Origin of the sequence: Poriferisphaera corsica (genome assembly GCF_007747445.1) — a bacterium.
Lineage (GTDB): Bacteria > Planctomycetota > Phycisphaerae > Phycisphaerales > Phycisphaeraceae > Poriferisphaera > Poriferisphaera corsica.
The window spans coordinates 1,835,066-1,854,325 of the sequence record NZ_CP036425.1 but is presented as its reverse complement, the minus strand read 5'-3'; the positions used below and the strand labels follow the sequence as shown (position 1 = coordinate 1,854,325).

Below are 19,260 nucleotides of genomic sequence, written 5' to 3'. Positions count from 1 at the left end.
ACTTTGTGGCATGTCGATGAAGGATGAAAATATTAAGAAGCGTGAGGGCGGGCGACTGTGGCGAAATGGCAGCTTTACGCTGATGTGGACGAGCGTTGCGGCGAGCGGCTTTGGGGACCGGATGATGATGCTGGCTGCGCTGGTGCTGCTCGGTGGGTATGTTGCGGATGCGCAACAGGTGAGTATTCAGGCACAAATTCAGTTTTTCTTTTTTCTGCCATACGTGTTATTGAGCGTAGGTGGCGGATGGCTAGCGGATCACTTGCCTCGAAAGTGGTTGTTGCTTGCGTGCGATGAGTTCCGGGGTGTGCTGCTGTTTTTGGGTTTCTGGTTGGTGTATGACGTGACGGGGACGGGAGCGATACCAGAGGCGTATCATTGGCAGGTTTTGGGGATTTTGTTCTTGGTGGGTGTGTTTGCAGCGGTGTTTAATCCGACAAGAAACGCGATCGTGCCGCAGGTTGTACCGCTGAGGCAGTTGCAGGCGGCGAACGCATTGGTGCTATCAATTACGGTGATTGCATCGATGATCGGTCAAGTGGCGGGTGGTAAGATCATTGATCCTGATCAGGCGAGTACGGTGCGGTTTGGTTTATTAGTGGGTGCTGGTTTTTATCTGATCTCGGGTTCGTTCTTCGCATTTTTGCGGGTGAAGCAGCATGCGTTGGCATTGGAGGTGGAGGATCATGGGACGGCGATTGATATTAAGTATGCGAAGCGGAAGCCGCGGAGCTATAAGCAGGCGGTGAGTTATATCAGGGGGCATGGGCGCATTGTTCGGTTGATCTTGCTGAATATGATGATCTGGGCGGGTGCGATGGTGGTGTATAACGCGGTGCTGTCGCTGACGAAATTGAATTATGGGTTTCTTGAAATTGGGATGACGGACCAAGAACGTCTGTTTAGATTTACGGTGTTGTCGGCGGGCGTTGGGTTTGGGATGCTTGGCGGTGCGGGGGTCATGGCGTGGATACAGACACGGCGCGAGTCGGATGTAACGCTGATGGTGAGTTTGGTGATGACGGGTTTGTCTATTGCACTATTAGGCGCATGTAGGAATTATTGGGTGGCGTTGGTGTTTGCGTTCGGGGTGGGTGTGTTTGGAAACATGGCGATCGTGAGTATTGCTACGATGTTGCAGTCATTATCGCCGAACTATATGCGGGGTCGGGTGATGGGGATGAATGCAATGTTGAACACGACCACGAATGTGTTAGTGAATTTGGTGATCTGGCAGACGCCGAATGCGGATGAGATGATTGTTTGGAGTTTGTATCCACTTGGGGGATTGTTGGTGGTGATGGGGGTGTGGATTGGGTTGAAGCTGATGAAGCGTGGAGATATGCCGGCAGGGATTACGAATTTGAGTTTGCATGTGTTAAGGCTGTTTACGATGGTGTGGTATCGGCTTAGATGGGAAGGAAGGCATCACGTGCCGCGCGAAGGTGGGGCGATATTGTCGAGTAATCATACGGTGGCGATTGATCCGTTCTTGATCCAGTGTGTGTGTCCGAGATTTGTGCGGTGGGTCATGTGGGATCAGTTTAAGGTGAGGTTGCTGTGGCCGCTTTGGTTGATGACGCGGCCGATTGAGGTGAGCTTGGATGGAACGGATGGCGGACGGGTGCGAAAGATGATTAAGTCGGTAAATCGTGGCGACATTTTGGGGATGTTTCCAGAAGGTGGGCTGCAGCGGGATCATCGAGAATTGCAGGAGTTTGAGGCGGGGGTTGCGCTCGTTGCAAGGCGGACGGGTGCGCCGGTCGTGCCGGTATGGATTAGTGAGACGACACGTTCGAAGTGGATGATTTGGCATATCTTGTTGCCATGCCGTGCGGTGGTTAAGTTTGGGGAGCCGTTTGTTGTGGGGAAAGAGATGGAGACAGAGGACGCACTAAAGCTTGTGCGAGAAAAAATGATTGAGCTGAGTGAGGATGTTTGAGAAACTTTGTGAAACAAAAGAAATTCAGGTGTAAAGGGTTGGAAGAAGAGAGGTTGTTGGGTAAAAAGGAAACCTGATTATTTTTTCGTTTTATTGATATCTTTTGATGGAGATGGTTGATTATGGCAAGAGCTGTGACGCTATTTACAGGGCAATGGGCAGATCTACCATTTGAGGTGATCTGTGAGAAAGCGGCTGGGTTTGGGTATGACGGTTTGGAGTTAGCATGCTGGGGCGATCATTTTGACGTTGATCAAGCGGCAAGGTCGGATAAGTATTGCAAGGGTCGATGGGAAGTGTTGTCGGATCATGGGCTGAGCTGTTATGCAATTTCAAATCACTTGGTCGGCCAGGCGATCTGCGATTTGATTGATGAACGCCACAAGTCGATTTTGCCTGAGGACATCTGGGGTGATGGTGAACCTGAGGGTGTGAGAAAACGTGCGGCGAAGCATATGGCGAAGGCAGCGAAGGCGTGTCGCCGTTTGATGAATCACAAACCGGGCCGGAAGAAAAAAGATGAATTTCCGGCGGTTGTGAATGGGTTTACGGGTTCGAGTGTGTGGCACAGTATTTATGCGTTCCCGCCAACGGATCAGAAATATTGGGATAAAGGGTTTAAGGATTTTGGGAAACGATTCGGACCGATCTTGAATGCGTTTGAGAAAGAGAATGTGAATTTTTCATTAGAGGTTCACCCGACAGAGATTGCGTTTGATCTGGTGACTGCGGCTAGAGCGATCAAGGCGGTGAATGGGCATAAGCGATTTGGATTTAATTATGATCCGTCGCATCTTGGGTATCAGGGTGTTGATTATGTAAAGTTTGTGCGTGAGTTTGGAGACAGGATTTATCATGCTCACATGAAGGATGTTTGGTGGGGACATGGGGATGGGAGCGTGGGTGTGTTTGGCGGACATACAGATTTTGCTGATCCGAGACGGTATTGGGATTTCAGATCGTTGGGGCATGGGGATATTGAGTTTGAGGATATTATTGTGGCGCTCAATGATGTGGGGTATTGGGGGCCTTTGAGTGTTGAGTGGGAAGATTCACGGATGGATCGGGAGCATGGGGCGATGGAGGCGTGCGATTTTGTGAGGGCGATTGATTTTGAGCCTTCTAAGATTGCGTTTGATGGTCAGTTTGATCGTTAGTAACGAAGTTGAATTTAATGAATGCAAACCCTCGGCTTGGCTGGGGGTTTGTTTTATAATGATCGTATGGAAAATCTGATTTATACGATTGGGCAAGTGGCATCTCAACAGGCTCCAGCACAGGGGGGATCAAGTACGCTTTTGATTTGGGGGATCGTGCTGATTTTTGTGGCTTTAGTGCTGTTTGTGATCGAGCTTTTTATTCCAACAGCGGGGCTGATTGTGGTGATGTCGGTCGGGTGTTTGATAGCGGGGATCGCCATGCTGTTTGGCTTCAGTACGACAGCGGGTGTGATCGCGACATTGCTGGCGATGTTTGCGTTGCCGTTTTTGATTGGGTTTGGGATTAAGATTTGGCCACACACATTTTTCGCAAGATGGTTGACGCTTGATGCGGAGAATCCGAGTGAAGATGATACCCATGAAGTTGTCGAAGAAACGGTTGAGCGAGTTGAGGTGGGAATGAAGGGGAAAGCGATGACGCCGATGCGGCCTGTGGGAACGTGCGTATTTGAAAAACAGAGAGAAGAATGTATTGCAGAAAGCGGAATGATTGAAAAAGGGGATGAGGTTGAAGTGACGGTTGTTGATGGGATGCAGGTCAAGGTGAAAAAGGTTTAAACACGTACTAACTCTGTCATAAAAAAAACCTCGACGTAGTGTCGAGGTTTTTGTTCTTTGTTTTGGTTGTGGTGTGCGGGTAGGATCTAACCGGCCATGGCTTCAGCGCGCTCACGGGGTGAGCCGATCTCTTCGATGCGGATACCGAAGTTTTCACCGACTTTGACAGCACTGCCCTTCCCGATGGGCTTGTTGTTGGCCATGAGTTCGAGCCATTGCTCGGAGCCTTTGTCGAGTTCAAGGATCGCGCCTGGGGCGAGATCAAGGATCTCTTCCATGGTCATACGCCGCTTGCCAATCTGAACGATGACAGGGACTTTGAGCTTGAGGATGGTTTTGACATCTGTTGCCATACTGGGATGTTTATCGGCCGTCTGCATGGTGCACCTGTAGCGCTGAGGTGGGTTTGGCTCGAAAATAATTGAACGAGCATACAAAAATGAGTGCGACATGATTTAGATTGGTCGCGTTCGATCGTAGACACTCAAACCCAGCCCGACGATTTACACAGGCGTGTGTAAATTCCAAAGCGTCTTGCGAGATTACTTTCTGATTAGTCAGCCGGACATTTCTTCAACGATTACCCGGTAGATTTGTTACCGATGCGGACGCAATGCCTCGGCTGAAAAAAGTAACCTGTTCTTAAGAATATATTATCGAATAAAGGCAGCTTCCGCGACATCAATAGCTTTGGCCAATGCGGCGGCTTTATTGACGGTTTCCTGATGCTCAGAATCAGGGTCGGAATCGTAGACGATGCCAGCACCGGCTTGGAGATGAATACTCCATTCACCCTTTTCGGCCTTGTCATTAGGCATGGCAACCATGGTGCGAAGAGCGATGGCCATGTCCATGTTGCCGGCAAAGTCGGCGTAGCCTGCGGCACCGGCGTATGGGCCACGGCGTGTGGGTTCAAGCTCATCAATGATTTGCATCGCTCGGATTTTAGGAGCGCCGCTGACGGTGCCAACGGGGAGTGACATACGGAGTGCGTCCCAGCAGTCACGGCCTTGCTGGAGGTCGCCGACGACGGTGGAGCTGATGTGCATGACGTGCGAGTAGCGCTCGATCTGGAGTGTTTCGAGGATCTCGACGGAGCCTTGCTGTGCGATGCGGCCAACATCGTTGCGGCCAAGGTCGACGAGCATGACATGCTCAGCGATCTCTTTGTTGTCGGAGAGAAGATCCTTCTCGAGAGCGAGGTCTTCTTCTTTTGTTTTACCGCGCTTACGTGTGCCGGCGAGCGGGCGATTGGTGACCTGGTTGTTTTGAACACGGCAGAGGATTTCAGGAGATGAGCCGATGAGCATGCCGCCGTCGATCTGGAGATAGAACATGTATGGTGAGGGATTGACAACTCTAAGCGCACGATAGATATCGAATGGGTCGGCTTTTGTATTGATCTCGAAGCGCTGACTGGGGACGATCTGGAAGGCATCACCGGCTTTGATGTAGTCTTTGACCTTGTTAACGGCTTGCTGGTAGCCACCTTCACCCATGTTGCTGGGGGGGAGCTTGCATGGTGGGGAGGTGAGGTTGATATGCCCACCTGACAGGAGGGAGGTTTCTGAATCTTCGATGTGGGAGTGGCCAACGAGGGCGTGAGTCATCTCGTCTAGTTTTGAGACGGCTGCATCGTAGGCTTTGTGGATTGAAGCGTAATCGTCGGGCTGAACGTGGGTGATGAGTAGGATGACTTTCTGGACGTGATCGAAGGCAACAAGATCGTTGTAGAGCTGCATGTGCAGATCTGGTAGGTTGCGATCGTCAGTGGGTGGATTGTTGAGTTTTTCGGGTTCGAGATAGCGGACCGTGTCGTAACCGGCGAAGCCGACCCAGCCGCCGGTGAAGTCGGGGAGCTTGATTTGAGTTTCATCGGGGAGGAGGAGTTTCCAGTTATCGATGAGGCGTTTCATCTCCATGAGCGGGTCTTCGGAGATGATGGATTTGGTGTGGCCTGCACCGGAATGATCGAGGACTTCGACGTTGTGTCCGCGTGCGATGATCTGCATGATAGGGTGCGCGCCGACATAGCTGTAGCGGCCAACACGGTCACCATCGACGACAGACTCGAAGAGGAAACTGGGGGCCATGCGTGGGTCGTTGCGGATGAGACGGCGATAGGCGAGGACTGGTGTGAGGGTGTCGCTGAAGAGGCGTCTACAGACGGGGATGAGTGGGGAATCACTGGGGGGGTGATCTTGTAGCGCGAGTTTTTCAAATGATTCGAAATCGGGAAGTTGGTATGGCATGATGGGCAACCGAGCCTTTCATCGTGATGATCGTTGTAGTCTCAACAAACTGTAAATTGGTGTGTGCAATGGAAAAGAAATGCACACGATAGACGCGTGAGCTGGGAATCAGCTTTGCCAGCGTCGCCAATAGACTTGCCAATATGCGGCGTGTTTGTGATTCATGATCTTTAGTTCAGATTAATGAAAGGTCCTGCTGTTTTGGATTATGTTAGCAGAATTGCGCTTAATCTTCGAGGTTTTCTGATTCGATATTCGCGGCTTCACCCTTGAGTTTCTTTTCTGCGTAGCGTTTGAGCCATGATTCCCAAGTCTTACCGGCGGCGGGGTCTTTGCCTGAAAAGGTGAGTGCAGTGATATCGGCGTAGATGATTTTTTGTTCGCCACCGGCTTTGAGCATCATCATTGCGTAAGGCTCTGAGGCGGAATCATCACGGTTATAGAGATATCCTTTGTAGGCGTTTCCACCAGATGTGGTGAGGGTTACGTCGCCACGGTAGTCAAAAGCGGTATCGATGGCTTTGCGGCGCATGGTGTCGTCGGTGAGAGGGGGTGTGGTGCCTTCGAGAGTTGCGGGGTTGGATTGTTCTGGATTTTCCATTGGTAGGGTTTCTTCCGTGAATGCCGGCTGCTGGGGATACAAAGGGCGGTGGCCGGGTGTTTGATGGATATCTCGTAGAGAGGTAATAGTCTATAATGTTCTCAGGCCGTTCGCATCAATAGTGGATGAAAAACTGGTGGCACTGCAGACGTTTTCAGGTGGATAGAAAACTTGGTCGTCTGGTGATTTGGCTTGAGCGTCGGTGAGAGCGGATTTTTGGAACCCACGGAATAAGGCGGGCTTCGATGGATATCAATAGCTTTTTTGCCCATTACAAGATTACCGAGAACCCATTTGCGGCTGAAGAGGCTGGGTTGGATCCGGTGTTTGATCGGCTATTGGGGCATAGTCCGATGCATCCTGACTTTCAGAAGATCTTGGGGCCGCTGGACAAGCCATCTACGTCGATTGTGTTTGGTGAAAAGGGGTCCGGCAAGACGGCGATTCGGTTGCAATTAGAGAAGCATATTGAACGGCATAACACTGAGAAGCCGAATGAGCGGATTCTGACGGTGACATATGATGATCTGAACCCGATGCTGGACAATCTGATGCGGTCGCGCAAACAGAATGCGAAGGCGGTGCTGGAGCAATTCAGGCTTGAGGATCATCAAGACTCGATATTGTCGGTGGCAGTCACGAAGTTGGTGTCGGCGATCTTGGATCAACATGGGGCAAAAGAAGCAGATGAGCCAAGCGAGAAGCAAAAAAACAAACGGCATTTAAGGAAAATCCTGTCCAGGCAGCAGCGTGTGGATCTGGCGGTGTTGGCGGCATTGTATGACCAGCCAACGACAGGATCGGTGACGGATCGGTGGGAACGCCTGTCGACAATGCTGCGTGTTAGACGATTCTTCCCAAGTCAGTTTTATCTGGTGATTAGTGCATTGCTGCTACTCACTTCGGGCGGGTTTTATGCGGCAGAGCGGTTGATGGAAGAACCGGCGTGGTGGGTGCTGCCTGCCACTGGGTTTGCATTAGCGGGCGCGCTGTTTCTGGCAGGGTTGGTGGGCTGGAGCTACTTCGCCAGATTGCGTTTATCGTGGCGAGTGCGTCGTGAGATGCCGGCAGTGACGCGAACGGGAGCTGAGCTCAGGCAGATATTGATGCAGCTTAAAGGCGGTGATATGCAGCGTCAGCCGTTCCCGGTTCCACCGAAGGATGAGGAATCACCGCAGGACGCTAGGTATCAACTAACGCGGCGGTTTATCGGTGTTCTAAAACAATTGGATTATGCGGGGATGATTGTGCTGCTGGATCGCTTGGATGAACCGACGTTAGTGTCGGGCGATCCGTCGCGGATGCAGGCGATTTTGAGGCCGATGCTGGATAACAAATTTTTGCAACAACAGGGGATCGGCGTGAAATTGCTGCTGCCTTTGGAATTGCATTATTCGATCAGACGTGAGACGCCGGAGTTTTTCCAGCGGGCAAGACTCGATAAGCAATCGATGATTGACCGATTACGGTGGTCGGGATCGACGTTATACGATCTGTGCAATGTGCGGCTACGGATGTGTTGCGAGAATGGTGAAAGCGTATCGCTGAAAGATTTGTTCACTGACGACGTGACGCGCGAAGGTATTATTGATGGGCTGGAACAAATGCACCAGCCAAGGGACGCGTTTAAGTTTTTGTATGATGTGATTCAGGAACATTGCAGGCAGGTCTCTGATGAGGATCAAAATTACTTGATCGCGAAACTGACACTTGATACAGTGCGGCGGGATCATGTTCAGCGGATGCAGGATTTTTCAAGGGGATTGGGGCCGGGTTAATATTGAACCTGAATTATTCGAAGCGGCTTAGGTCGCTTTTTTTTTGCGCGGGTTGTTAGTTGCATAATTGCGCAACTTATAGGCGATGTTGGACGACTGCGCGATATTCAGGCAATGAATGTGGGCGGTAAAAGCGATAAAAATGCAATTTCATATCATTAACCCTCAAAAGCAATACTGAAATACAACAAATCAATGTTTGGCACACGGGTTGCTTAGAGGTAATGGTGAAAGCGTATTTGTATGTTTTTTAGTCAGTAGGTCCCAAGAAAGTTATAGAAAGAGGAATATTATGTTTTACAAGGCTAACCCCTTGCGTGCTGTTGTCTGTGCATTGCCGATTGCTTCGATAGGAATTTGCTTGCCGACTTATGCGCAGAATGAATTTGCTGAGCCGGGTGTTATAGAAGAGTTAACAGCGACAACTGAAGCTAGTTCGAAATGGTCGTTTGAGGCAAATACACACTTTACGACTGAATATTGGTTTAGAGGGATTTCACAGGGGAAGCAGAATGTGAATGGGTTGATTGTACAGCCATCTGCAGCGGTCACTTATCAAGTGAATGAACAGGTCTCCACAACCTTTGGGGTATGGTCAAGTTTTTCGTCACAAGATCGTGGCGGCGAATCTGCTTGGTATGAAGCGGACTTAACAGCGGGAATCAATTTTGCGTTGAGTGATACATTGTCGTTCGATGCAACTTACATATGGTTAGAGAATCCCGCGGGTGGCGGTGAGTTTAATCAAGAACTTGATGTGAGCTTAGCATTCGATGATACGGGGATGTGGGAAGAAGCTGGGATTGTGATACCGGGCTTTGAAGGATTACAACCATATGGGCTTGTTGCTTTCGAAACGAGCTCGGCAGCTGATGGGATAGGAAATGCAGATGGGGTATATCTGGAAATTGGCATATCGCCTTCAATACTGATCATAGAATCTGAGAGTACGCCGATAACGTTGTCGGTTCCAGTGACATTTGGGTTGAACTTGAACGATTACTATCAAACGGGGAGTAATGGTGACGGTGATTTTTTTGGTTACGCAAGTGTTGGTTTTCATGCGTCGATGCCACTAGATGATGTGATTCAGATGGATGGATCGTGGGAAGGATATTGTGGTGTTGATTACTTAATGCTATCGGACCAATTACGTGATATCAGCGTTGCAGCGGGTACGGGTGATGATGAGACACGTGTGATTATGTCGGCTGGATTGAGTATGAGTTTTTGATTGATTTAACATTGATACAACGGTCAACATGATCCGTTTCCAGACAGCAGGCAAGTAACATTGCCTGCTGTTTATAATTGCGTGTGATGATCAATGTGTGATCAAGCGACATGGGCAATTCACCGATGCTGAACAATGAGTCGTCTATCAGATCGGTTTGAGGTAAAATCAATCGTTATGAGAATCGCACAGATTACTGATTTGCACTTAAGGCAAGCGATACCGGGTGTGACAACGCACTCGGAGCGTTTGGTCCGAGAAGTGCCGAGTCTTTTTGCTAAAGCAGTCAGGTCAGCAAAAGAGCATTCACCGGATATCATTGTTGTAACGGGTGATCTGCTAGACGTACCAGATGATTGGATTTCGGCTCAAGCGAATGGCATGCTTGGGGAAGAGGAAACGCTAGCATGCCTTGCAGATTATCTATACATCAAAGATGTGCTTGATAACTCGGAGCTGCCTTATATGGTCGTTGCGGGTAATCATGATTTGCCAAATCTTTTGTGGCAGATATTTGAACGGTTTGATGACTTGTCATTGAATGGTTTCAAATTTATCGCATTTCATGATGAAGAAACTGAGAACCATATGCCGCAACGGCTTGGGTTGGAACGTGAGCGATTTGAAGAGACGTTGCATTGTGTGTCTGAGATGCCACAAGTCCATCTCCAGCATTATGTTTTGACACCCACATTGCATGAAGGTTATCCGCATTCCTATCTTGATGACCGCACAATCACCGAGAAAGTAGATGAATCAGAACGCGTGATTCTCTCATTGTCAGGGCATTATCATCAGGGGACTGAATTATTGCATATGAAATATGCGTACTTTGCAACGGGTACTGCATTTTGCAACCAACCACATGCGTATCGGATTTATGATGTTGATCTAGAGCGTAAACATGTTTCTATGAAGCAATTCAATGTATGAGTTAGTTACCGACATATCTCGCATAGATGCTTTTCGCAATTGATTCATCACGGGTGCCTTGAATTAAGGCTCTTCCATCTGAGAAAATGGATAAGTTGATCATTTTGCCCTGCTCTTCAAGCTTAATTTGAAGCATATATGGATTATGTTTTTCAATATGCGATGAAGATTGGAGTTGTTGTTTGATTTTGTTTAAATCGATTGACACCATTTCTTGAGTAGGCAGTATTTGCACGGCTTCTCGTCCGCACATCGTCGTGGTTTGGCTGGAATACTGACCATCAAGAAATTCGAAATGACGTTGTTTGCAACAGATGCAATCATTATGTCGGTAAAGATCCGCAACATCGAATTGATTAAATCGATTAAGCCATAGATCCAAATGAACCATCGACCTATTTACCCGTTGCCAATTCTTTGTGAGAAGCTTGATCGCTTCAGACACTTGCAGGTTCGCAATAATAGAAACAATTGGGCCAAGAACGCCTGCAGTATCACAGGTCGGCGTTGAGCCCGGGGCTGGCATGCTTTCATGAATACAACGAAGGCATGGGCCTGCGATGGAAACGTCCGGTTCTGCTTCCCAGCGAGCGGACTGGTCAGGAGTATGCGGCAAGATGGGATAGATGGTGCCTGTGGTGCCGACTGCTCCGCCATAGACGTAGGGGATTGCGTGCTTGACAGCAGCGTCATTCACGACGTAGCGGGTTTCAAAATTGTCGACGCCGTCGATGACGATGTCGCAGTCCTTGAGATAGGTTTCGATGTTCATGAAGTTGATGTCAGCAACTTCAGCTTGAATCTCGACATTGGAATTGATGCGCGAGAGTTTTTCTTGTGCAGCTATGGCTTTTGGAAGACCTATTTTAACGTCATCTTCGTTAAAAAGAACCTGTCGTTGCAGATTAGTGAGATCCACAAAGTCACGATCGACAAGAATGATCTTGCCGACACCTGCGCGAACGAGCATACTGGCGATCATACAGCCAAGCGCGCCACAACCGACGATGAGTGCGGTGGATGAGAGAAGGCTTTGCTGGCCTTGCTCACCGATGTCGGGGAGGAGCATTTGGCGATGATAGCGGTGGAGGTCCATGTGATCTAACTCGCGATTAGTTATCCCATACACAAAGTGTGTGGGCTTGTAAGCAAATTAACAATCATCAATGATAGCGGTGAATGGGTACAAATAAAAACCCTTCCATTGAAAAATGGAAGGGCCTCGACTTTAATACTGGCATGCTTCGGCGCTACTAGATTTGAGTTTGATTCAAAGCGAGCTCTCGAAGCAGCTGGATTACATAAATTACCAAGCGAAGTGAGCGAAAGCTTTGTTCGCTTCTGCCATGCGGTGCGTTTGGTCACGCGTGTTCATGGCCTTACCTTCACCCTTAAACGCATTCATCAATTCATTCGCAAGACGGACAGACATTGGCTTACCACGGTCTGCACGGCATGCTTTGATGATCCAACGGAAGGCCAATGATTGCTGACGCTTCTTGTTGACCTGCATAGGTACTTGATAGTTGGTACCACCGACACGCTTTGAGCGAACTTCGACGTTCGGACGCACGTTATCGAGGGCTTTGTGGAAGACTTCGATCGCAGCGGGCTTGCCCTTCATGCGATCTTCGATGATATCGAGTGCATCATAGATGACTCGTTGGGCGACGGACTTTTTGCCGTCGAGCATCACGCAGTTAATGAAGCGTGAGAGAACCAAATCCTTATATTTTGGATCTGGCTTTAATTGCTGTTCTGCTTTGGTAATTCTACCTGCCATTTTGTTTCCTTTTTGGCTCATCCATCCTGCGGTGAAGCAGGATCATGTTCACTGTCTTGTGAAAGACAATTACTTGCCGTGATTGTTATCGTGAAGACACATCAACGATCACGAATCCGTTCGGTCAATTAGCCCTTAGGCTTCTTGACGCCGTACTTCGAGCGGCCCTTTTTGCGGTTTTCGACGCCGAGGCAGTCGAGAGCACCGCGAACAACGTGGTAACGTACACCGGGAAGGTCGCGAACACGACCGCCACGGACGAGTACGATACTGTGTTCCTGAAGGTTGTGACCTTCACCACCGATGTAAGCCGTGATTTCCTTACCGTTCGAGAGACGCACACGTGCGACCTTACGGAGAGCGGAGTTTGGCTTCTTAGGGGTGACAGTCTTCACCTGCAGACACACACCACGACGTTGTGGGCATGCATCAAGGTCTTTGACCTTTGACTTGGCCTTCGGTGTGACGCGAGGGCTTCGTACGAGTTGGTTAATAGTTGGCATAACTTTTCCTAAGTCTTCCAGTTATAAGTCGAGTCGGGCATTATATCCGTCAGAGGGGCAATTTTGCAAATCGTGACCGGTCAGACCTCAGGGTACTAACACTTAAAAACATTTGGCAAAGCTCAGCCCCACCAAACAATCACATAATTCATTTCAAAATAAACACTTACAGCTTTCAACCACATGCGTCGGATAGTACTTTTTCTAGCTGATCCACATGACGTTTCATGGAGAGCTGTTCACGCAATCCATCGGTGGCGGCGGCAAATGCATCGTATTGCGATTTTTCAACGATCGCAGTCATGGCCTGAGCCCAGCCGGGCGCGTCTCCAGGGTCATTGACGACAATTCCCCGATCGGCTGAGTTCCCATCTGCATCAATCACGGGTGAAAGAAAGTCACTCGCCCCATTAAAGCCGGAACTGATCGCGGGCCGGCCCATCATCAAACTCTCGATCACGACTTTGCTGGAAGGATCATAGTAACTAGGCAGCACGGTTACATCTGCGGCGGCGTAGAGCGTGGCCATCTGGCTGGTTTCACCAATGAAACGCAAATTATCGCGTATGCCCATTCTTGCCGCTACATCTTGGTCTTTATATCCAAATCGGCCGGCTAAAAGAACGACTGGCCTCTGGCCAGCCTTTACCATTAATCGCACAGCTTCGAGAATAGTACCGAAGCCCTTCAACCGAGGATTCTGTGCAGCATAAAGATAGATGCCGGTAGCGTCTTCAGGGATTGCATATTGTTGATGAACCGCCTGCCGCCATTGTGATTTCAATTGATGACTAGCTTCAGGCATAGCCGCGGCATTCGGGATAACGACGATACGATCATCTGCTACGTTGTAATGAATTCGTAATTGCTCAACGACATATTCGCTGAGCGCTACTATTTTCTTCACACGGCTATCCGGCGCAAGGTGCTGACGTTCAAGTTTCAGCAATGCCCGCTGCTTGGGATTCAGTGAGATCATCCACCTTTTCCATTGCTGCTTCATCGCGCCTTTACGCAAAGCAATATTACGTTCGAGCGTCTCACGAACCGTTCCGCCACGTGGTTGAAGCACATGAGCACCGACAGCCATCGTGATTGACAAAGTGGTGTCAAAACCACCATTATCTATCTGATGATTAGCCCATAAAGAGAAACGTTTGAGTTGTAATGCTCCGCTGGATTTTTTCTCGCGCATTGCCAACAACTTCACACCGTCTGGTAACGTGCTTGCCTTCGCAGATCCTGCAATGACTGTCACTTCATGATCGCGTGCAAGAAGTTCTCGCACGGTCTCTGCGGTTGAACGTTCTGCGCCGCCTTCCATGGGATTGAAATGTTCGATCGCAACTGCGATTTTCATGAGATATCCTTTGATCGCAGTTCTAGAAACCCAACAGTTCAGTTGCACTGTCATACACAGCATCAACCGTGATCGTGTGCATGCATCTGCCTGTTTTTGCCCATGATTCGCTTTTGCAAGCATCACAAATCCCGGGAGCAGATAATTCAATTTCATCTTCGAAATAGATCTTTGTCCATTCAGGCCCGGTGGGGCCGAATAGACTCACAACCGGCGTACCCATTGCTGCAGCGATATGACGCGGACCCGTATCATTAGTAATCATCAAGCGGCTAAATTTGACTGCACTTTTCAGCAATCTCAAGTTCATTCCCAGCTTCGCAAAATTCACAACAGGAACGTTTGTTCCCGTTTCGATGGACTCAAGAATACCATGCTCTGAAGGTGATCCGGTAATCGCAATTTTCAGGCCATGCTGTTCGTACAGTTTGTTCGCAATCTCAGAAAATTGTGGCGCAGGCCAACGCTTCATTAATTTTTGAGCACCGGGATTTAATAGAACGAACTCATCACCTGCAGCCAGATTAATACCATTTTTTTCAAGCATAGAATCAATCTGCTTATCATCTTCTTCACGCGTAAAAAGGACCATGTCATGATCGACTTTTGTTGCGCCAAGATAACGGGCAATGCCGAGGTAATAATCAAGCGTTGGCACAGGTACGAAACCGTCTGGATTTTTTCTTGGAATCAAACGATCAGTCAGCATAAAGCCGCGGCCATCACGTTCGTAACCCACTACTCGCTTGGCACCTGACAACTTCGCCACCAAAGCTGATTTGAAACTATTGGGCAGCAAAACTACAAGGTCGAATTTTCGAACTGACAGTCTACGAGCAAGTTTGACAAGCGATCCTCGCCGACCATCTGACTCCTTCACACCTTTTTTCGATCGAACAGTGACAATTCGGTCGACCCAAGGCAAATCTAAAAAAAGCGGCTTCACGTTTGCACGAATCAACAACGTAATCTGAGCCTTTGGATAAATCTCCCTCAGGCTGCGAAGCGTGGGGATAGCCATGACACAGTCGCCCAGCCAGGTTGGCATATAGACGAGAAGCTTTTGTATATTCTGATCCTGCGATATGGTCATAAAGAGAATTATACCAACAGAGACAAAATGTCGCCCTGTAGTTAATCTCTGGTGAATTTCCCACAGAATGGATCAACCACGTCGACTATTCACCGTCAGCAGCATGGCGATCGTGCCAAGTTGGATCATTATCCCTGCCGCTACACATTTTGCGAAGATGGTCATGTCCTGCTGTCCGAGCCAAATCCCACCGATATAGCACAGCACACCTGCCATTTGAAGCACAACTGCAAAAACCTTAAGCGCTGATAGCTCATCCACACCTTTAAGCTGTCTGAGTTCTTTGAGAATTAGCTTGAGTGTTCGTTCTGACTCGGTTGACACATGTGTGCGATTCGTAGCAACCGGCTCGGTTTGGCTACTGATCCCTGCAGCTGCCTCAATTTTCTGATTTGCGGGGACAGTCCGTTCATTCACCTTGACCGCAGTGGCGGGTTCACTTGGCATATTTTCATTTATCAGATTTTGCTTCGTCTTAGCCGGTTTATCTGTATTTTCTTCAATCAAGGGTTGAGTTTCGTTTTTACCCTCAATCGTTTTGATAGCTGCTTCCGGCTTATTTTTATCTATGGCTTCTGATGGTTTGAGTTTGCGATCGTGTAATTGCTCTTCTTTTAGGACCGCGGCAGGTTTCTTAATCCAACCACGTTCATCAACATCATAATTTGCTTCTTGACTCGCCCACGGCTTGAACGGCCGATTACCTGTCATTCGATCGGCCTGGTTTTGTTTTTTTTTATCTTCTTCCGTTTCTGCCTTCTTTTTTTTCTGAAGTGCAGCGACAGCTTCTGCATCCCAACGCCTATTGCCTTTGCCGCGATTGATTTCTTCGCTAGTCTCGGGCTTACGTTGCTGGGCAATAATCCTGACCGCTTCTACGACATTCTTTGCCATGTAATCTGGCTTGACGATCTCGTTGTCCGCTTCAGATTTCACGTTCTCCATCTGGCTAATCGTTAACGGGGCTAAACGGTCAGCATCTTCGCGAATTAAGATTGTTCGTGTGCCCGCGGCTGCACCTGCCTGAACATCACGCATTTGATCGCCAACCATCCAACAACTAGAAAGATCTAGCTCTAGATCTTCAGCACCACGAAGCAACATTCCCGGTGCCGGCTTGCGATCCGGATGCTCATGCTTGTATTCTTCAACCAATCCCTGTGGATGGTATGGACAGTAATAATATTGATCGACCTTCGCACCACTGGTCTGCTCTTCAAGCAACTCGCTTAACCGTTGATGGACAGCATCGACATCAGATTCGGTGTACTTACCTCGAGCCACTCCACCTTGATTCGTTACCACCACGATCTTATATCCAAGCCCACGTAATGAAGCGATTGCGCTCGCAGCTCCTTGAATCAATTCTACATCAGCAGGGTCACCAAGATCGCCACTGTTATGAATCAAAGTGTCGTCTCGATCCAGAAACACCGCTGCATTTTTTTTCTTTATTGGCTCGTTCAAGGCTTATCCTGTTCATCGTATGCTGTTGTACTCAACCAGATCACTCAGCAATAACACGGCGCATCCGTTCTGATTCCACGACCCGCACAGCCTCTTGAATTGTGTGCTCGAGAATATCATTCGTAAGAAAACAATCGTAAACACTGCTTGCTTTTGCGCGTTCAATTTCTGCTTTTGATTTTGCAAACCGTCGCAGAATAATCTCTTCAGATTCACGCTGCCGCTTACGCAATCGTCCCAAAAGTTCCTCTTCACTTGGTGGCAATACAAACAACGCAAACGCTTCAGGCATATTCTGTTTAACCAAAATCGCACCTTCAACATCAATCTCGAGAATGACGATCTTGCCTTCATTCAACTGCTTCACGACGGCTCCACGCGGTGTGCCATATAGATTTCCAAACACCTCTGCCCATTCAAGTAAATCACCACTCGCTACGGCCTGGCGAAATTGCTCTTCCGAAACAAAGTGGTAATCACGCCCATCAACATCTTCATGTGTCATCGGCCGTGTCGTCATAGAAACACTAAAAGCCGCTTCAAGCTTTTTTACGACCTGCGTCGTGATCGTTGTCTTTCCAACACCACTCGGGCCGGAAATGATCAACAGCAAGCCTTGGCTCTTAGCTTGCTCTCGGATGGCATCGATATTGTCTTGCAATTCTTGACTCACATTCAACTCTTTTCGGTTCCAGTATTAGTATCAACAAATCAGGCGTCATTCACCCCAGTCACCAAGAATAGCGTTGCCATCCTGACTGCTAATCCATTTGCGACCTGCTCGAGTACTGCCGAGTTCGGTCCATCTGCTACCGGAGACTCAATCTCCAATCCACGGTTCATTGGGCCCGGGTGCATCACCAGCAAATCATTCTTCGCCAGTTTCATTTTTTCCTCCGTTAGCCCATAAAATGCAGCATACTCACGCTTGCTCGCAAACGCTTGACTTTCCAACCGTTCAAACTGCACGCGAAGCATATTCACGACATCAACCTCCGGTAGTACTTCATCTAATCGGTGAGAAATACGGCAACCCAGAGCTTCAAAAGTGCTCGGCACCAGCATTGGTGGTCCAACCAGAATCACTTCTGCCCCCAATTTCTGCAAACACTTAATATTTGATCTCGCCACTCGGCTGTGAGCAATGTCGCCCACAATCGCCACCTTCAATCCCGTGAAATCAAAGGTATCGGTTAATCCCTTACGTTTTGCAATCGTGTATGCATCCAGTAATGCCTGCGTCGGGTGAGCATGTTGCCCATCCCCAGCATTCACGACAGAGCATTTGACGGATTTTGCAATCTGTACTGCCGCCCCGCTTAAGCTATGACGACAAACAATCGCATCAATCCCCATCGCCTCAATTGTTCTTACGGTATCACTCAACGTTTCCCCTTTGGATGCGCTGGATGCTTTTGCTGAAAAATCCAGTACATCGGCGCTCAATCGGCTGGCCGCGAGATTAAAACTTGCGCGTGTGCGTGTCGAATCTTCAAAAAACAGATTCACCACAACCCTGCCTCGCAGAGCTGGGACCTTCTTCACACTCCGTGTCGATACACTCTCGAAGCTCAAAGCCGTCTTCAAAAGAAAACGAACATCCTCCGCATCCAGCCCCTCAATACCCAGCAGATGCTTATGCTGCCATTGATATTCGCTCTTTACATTCAGCTCGCTATTCACGATCGCATTACCCTTCAAATCGGGATTCATGTCTCAACCCAATCCCGCCCCTCCATTATTTCTGTTTTGCTTCCGTTCTGACGGATTTACACTTAATTTGCTTCACGCACCTCAATCGCATCCACTTCATCCACCTCATCTAATAATACCTGCACATGATCCCCATCTTCCAACCCAACAGCTCCCTTGGATAGATCTAAACCAACAAAATCCGCACGAATCGGCAATTCTCTGCCACCTCGGTCTACCAAAACCGCTAACCACACCCGCTTAGGCCGCCCAAAATCCATCAATGATGCCAACGCTGCCCGCACTGACCGCCCCGTCATCAGTACGTCATCCACCAAAACCACATCTTTTCCATCCACACTAAACGGGATTTCTGTCGTCTGTACGATCGGCTGAGCCGCCACTTCCGACAAATCGTCTCGGTACAACGTGATATCCAGCACGCCAACACGATCTGCAAATTTTTCTTCTCCAATCGCCTTTGCCAACCGCTCAGCTAGCTTATCTCCGCGATTCCTGATCCCCACCAATGCCCAATCAGATGCTTTGCCTCCATTACCCAATAACCGCCCACTCACTTTTCCAGCAAGCTCACTAACAAGTTTTCCGACCTCTTGTGCATCTGCTAGCTTCTTCATACTGCAATCTTACTCAACACCGCCCTCTCTATAAAGCGCCCCAACTATATCCCCAAGCTCAAACATGCTTTATTGCCATTTTTTACCCATTCTCACAATCAATCACCCTTGATATATTGATTTCCCACCATGCTTGACGATCTACCTGCTTTATCCCATGATTTAATCCAATGCGGTGCATCCCGCTTTCCGTAAGCGCAATTCCA

General features: G+C 48.8%; 18 protein-coding genes. 6 read left to right on the top strand and 12 right to left on the bottom strand.

What is annotated here, in order from left to right; genetic code table 11:
• Nucleotides 1-10 precede the first annotated feature (10 nt).
• The 3 genes from KS4_RS07480 to KS4_RS07470 all read left to right on the top strand — a co-directional run bounded on the left by KS4_RS07480 (nucleotide 11) and on the right by KS4_RS07470 (nucleotide 3,720).
• Nucleotides 11-1,942: an MFS transporter gene (locus tag KS4_RS07480; protein WP_200761681.1), complete on the top strand. Its 1,932-nt coding sequence runs from the start codon at nucleotides 11-13 to the stop codon at nucleotides 1,940-1,942.
• Nucleotides 1,943-2,064: 122 nt separating this feature from the next.
• Complete coding sequence (locus KS4_RS07475) at nucleotides 2,065-3,099, top strand: sugar phosphate isomerase/epimerase family protein (RefSeq protein WP_145076645.1); 1,035 nt, start codon at nucleotides 2,065-2,067, stop codon at nucleotides 3,097-3,099.
• 66 nt (nucleotides 3,100-3,165) lie between these two features.
• Nucleotides 3,166-3,720 carry an NfeD family protein gene (locus tag KS4_RS07470; RefSeq protein WP_200761680.1) on the top strand — a complete coding sequence of 185 codons (555 nt, stop codon included), beginning with the start codon at nucleotides 3,166-3,168 and terminating at the stop codon, nucleotides 3,718-3,720.
• An 86-nt stretch (nucleotides 3,721-3,806) separates the two neighbouring features.
• On the opposite strand, the gene KS4_RS07465 is transcribed toward KS4_RS07470, so the two are convergent.
• The 3 genes from KS4_RS07465 to KS4_RS07455 all read right to left on the bottom strand — a co-directional run bounded on the left by KS4_RS07465 (nucleotide 3,807) and on the right by KS4_RS07455 (nucleotide 6,573).
• Nucleotides 3,807-4,073 (bottom strand): FliM/FliN family flagellar motor switch protein, encoded by a 267-nt coding sequence (locus tag KS4_RS07465; RefSeq protein WP_200761679.1) that lies wholly within the window; start codon nucleotides 4,071-4,073, stop codon nucleotides 3,807-3,809.
• A 300-nt stretch (nucleotides 4,074-4,373) separates the two neighbouring features.
• Entirely contained in the window at nucleotides 4,374-5,972 is a 1,599-nt protein-coding gene (gene trpE / locus KS4_RS07460; protein ID WP_145076640.1) for an anthranilate synthase component I, read from the bottom strand.
• Between the two features lie 226 nt (nucleotides 5,973-6,198).
• Nucleotides 6,199-6,573 (bottom strand): hypothetical protein, encoded by a 375-nt coding sequence (locus KS4_RS07455; protein ID WP_145076638.1) that lies wholly within the window; start codon nucleotides 6,571-6,573, stop codon nucleotides 6,199-6,201.
• Nucleotides 6,574-6,818: 245 nt separating this feature from the next.
• Between KS4_RS07455 and KS4_RS07450 the strand changes: the two genes are divergently transcribed.
• The 3 genes from KS4_RS07450 (at nucleotide 6,819) to KS4_RS07440 (ending at nucleotide 10,518) form a co-directional block, all read left to right on the top strand.
• Complete coding sequence (locus KS4_RS07450) at nucleotides 6,819-8,351, top strand: hypothetical protein (RefSeq protein WP_145076636.1); 1,533 nt, start codon at nucleotides 6,819-6,821, stop codon at nucleotides 8,349-8,351.
• A 292-nt stretch (nucleotides 8,352-8,643) separates the two neighbouring features.
• The gene (locus KS4_RS07445; protein WP_145076634.1) at nucleotides 8,644-9,585 is read left to right on the top strand and encodes a TorF family putative porin; all 942 of its coding nucleotides are present in this window, start codon (nucleotides 8,644-8,646) and stop codon (nucleotides 9,583-9,585) included.
• Between the two features lie 135 nt (nucleotides 9,586-9,720).
• Complete coding sequence (locus tag KS4_RS07440; RefSeq protein WP_145076632.1) at nucleotides 9,721-10,518, top strand: metallophosphoesterase family protein; 798 nt, start codon at nucleotides 9,721-9,723, stop codon at nucleotides 10,516-10,518.
• Between the two features lies 1 nt (nucleotide 10,519).
• On the opposite strand, the gene KS4_RS07435 is transcribed toward KS4_RS07440, so the two are convergent.
• The 9 genes from KS4_RS07435 to pyrR all read right to left on the bottom strand — a co-directional run bounded on the left by KS4_RS07435 (nucleotide 10,520) and on the right by pyrR (nucleotide 19,054).
• Entirely contained in the window at nucleotides 10,520-11,614 is a 1,095-nt protein-coding gene (locus KS4_RS07435; protein WP_145076630.1) for a ThiF family adenylyltransferase, read from the bottom strand.
• A 210-nt stretch (nucleotides 11,615-11,824) separates the two neighbouring features.
• Entirely contained in the window at nucleotides 11,825-12,301 is a 477-nt protein-coding gene (gene rpsG, locus KS4_RS07430) for a 30S ribosomal protein S7 (protein ID WP_145076628.1), read from the bottom strand.
• Nucleotides 12,302-12,429: 128 nt separating this feature from the next.
• A complete protein-coding gene (gene rpsL / locus KS4_RS07425) occupies nucleotides 12,430-12,804 on the bottom strand; it encodes a 30S ribosomal protein S12 (protein ID WP_145076626.1) in 375 nt (124 codons plus the stop codon).
• 175 nt (nucleotides 12,805-12,979) lie between these two features.
• Nucleotides 12,980-14,164, bottom strand: coding sequence for a glycosyltransferase family 4 protein (locus tag KS4_RS07420; protein WP_200761678.1), 1,185 nt, complete (start codon nucleotides 14,162-14,164; stop codon nucleotides 12,980-12,982).
• Nucleotides 14,165-14,186: 22 nt separating this feature from the next.
• On the bottom strand, nucleotides 14,187-15,257 hold the full coding sequence (gene waaF / locus KS4_RS07415; RefSeq protein ID WP_145076622.1) for a lipopolysaccharide heptosyltransferase II: 1,071 nt from the start codon (nucleotides 15,255-15,257) through the stop codon (nucleotides 14,187-14,189).
• Nucleotides 15,258-15,329: 72 nt separating this feature from the next.
• A complete protein-coding gene (locus tag KS4_RS07410) occupies nucleotides 15,330-16,724 on the bottom strand; it encodes a D-glycero-alpha-D-manno-heptose-1,7-bisphosphate 7-phosphatase (protein WP_145076620.1) in 1,395 nt (464 codons plus the stop codon).
• A 40-nt stretch (nucleotides 16,725-16,764) separates the two neighbouring features.
• Nucleotides 16,765-17,397: a guanylate kinase gene (gmk, locus tag KS4_RS07405; protein WP_200761677.1), complete on the bottom strand. Its 633-nt coding sequence runs from the start codon at nucleotides 17,395-17,397 to the stop codon at nucleotides 16,765-16,767.
• 38 nt (nucleotides 17,398-17,435) lie between these two features.
• Complete coding sequence (locus KS4_RS07400) at nucleotides 17,436-18,437, bottom strand: aspartate carbamoyltransferase catalytic subunit (RefSeq protein ID WP_145076616.1); 1,002 nt, start codon at nucleotides 18,435-18,437, stop codon at nucleotides 17,436-17,438.
• A 62-nt stretch (nucleotides 18,438-18,499) separates the two neighbouring features.
• A complete protein-coding gene (gene pyrR, locus KS4_RS07395; protein WP_145076614.1) occupies nucleotides 18,500-19,054 on the bottom strand; it encodes a bifunctional pyr operon transcriptional regulator/uracil phosphoribosyltransferase PyrR in 555 nt (184 codons plus the stop codon).
• Nucleotides 19,055-19,260 lie beyond the last annotated feature (206 nt).

Excerpts from the sequence above, each read along its gene's own strand:
- KS4_RS07440 (WP_145076632.1), top strand. The coding sequence starts at position 9,721 with ATGAGTCGTCTATCAGATCGGTTTGAGGTAAAATCAATCGTTATGAGA.
- KS4_RS07455 (WP_145076638.1), bottom strand. The coding sequence starts at position 6,573 with ATGGAAAATCCAGAACAATCCAACCCCGCAACTCTCGAAGGCACCACA.
- rpsL (WP_145076626.1), bottom strand. The coding sequence starts at position 12,804 with ATGCCAACTATTAACCAACTCGTACGAAGCCCTCGCGTCACACCGAAG.
- KS4_RS07480 (WP_200761681.1), top strand. The coding sequence starts at position 11 with ATGTCGATGAAGGATGAAAATATTAAGAAGCGTGAGGGCGGGCGACTG.
- KS4_RS07445 (WP_145076634.1), top strand. The coding sequence starts at position 8,644 with ATGTTTTACAAGGCTAACCCCTTGCGTGCTGTTGTCTGTGCATTGCCG.
- KS4_RS07465 (WP_200761679.1), bottom strand. The coding sequence starts at position 4,073 with ATGGCAACAGATGTCAAAACCATCCTCAAGCTCAAAGTCCCTGTCATC.
- waaF (WP_145076622.1), bottom strand. The coding sequence starts at position 15,257 with ATGACCATATCGCAGGATCAGAATATACAAAAGCTTCTCGTCTATATG.
- KS4_RS07400 (WP_145076616.1), bottom strand. The coding sequence starts at position 18,437 with ATGAATCCCGATTTGAAGGGTAATGCGATCGTGAATAGCGAGCTGAAT.
- KS4_RS07475 (WP_145076645.1), top strand. The coding sequence starts at position 2,065 with ATGGCAAGAGCTGTGACGCTATTTACAGGGCAATGGGCAGATCTACCA.
- KS4_RS07470 (WP_200761680.1), top strand. The coding sequence starts at position 3,166 with ATGGAAAATCTGATTTATACGATTGGGCAAGTGGCATCTCAACAGGCT.
- rpsG (WP_145076628.1), bottom strand. The coding sequence starts at position 12,301 with ATGGCAGGTAGAATTACCAAAGCAGAACAGCAATTAAAGCCAGATCCA.
- KS4_RS07420 (WP_200761678.1), bottom strand. The coding sequence starts at position 14,164 with ATGAAAATCGCAGTTGCGATCGAACATTTCAATCCCATGGAAGGCGGC.
- pyrR (WP_145076614.1), bottom strand. The coding sequence starts at position 19,054 with ATGAAGAAGCTAGCAGATGCACAAGAGGTCGGAAAACTTGTTAGTGAG.
- KS4_RS07450 (WP_145076636.1), top strand. The coding sequence starts at position 6,819 with ATGGATATCAATAGCTTTTTTGCCCATTACAAGATTACCGAGAACCCA.
- trpE (WP_145076640.1), bottom strand. The coding sequence starts at position 5,972 with ATGCCATACCAACTTCCCGATTTCGAATCATTTGAAAAACTCGCGCTA.
- KS4_RS07435 (WP_145076630.1), bottom strand. The coding sequence starts at position 11,614 with ATGGACCTCCACCGCTATCATCGCCAAATGCTCCTCCCCGACATCGGT.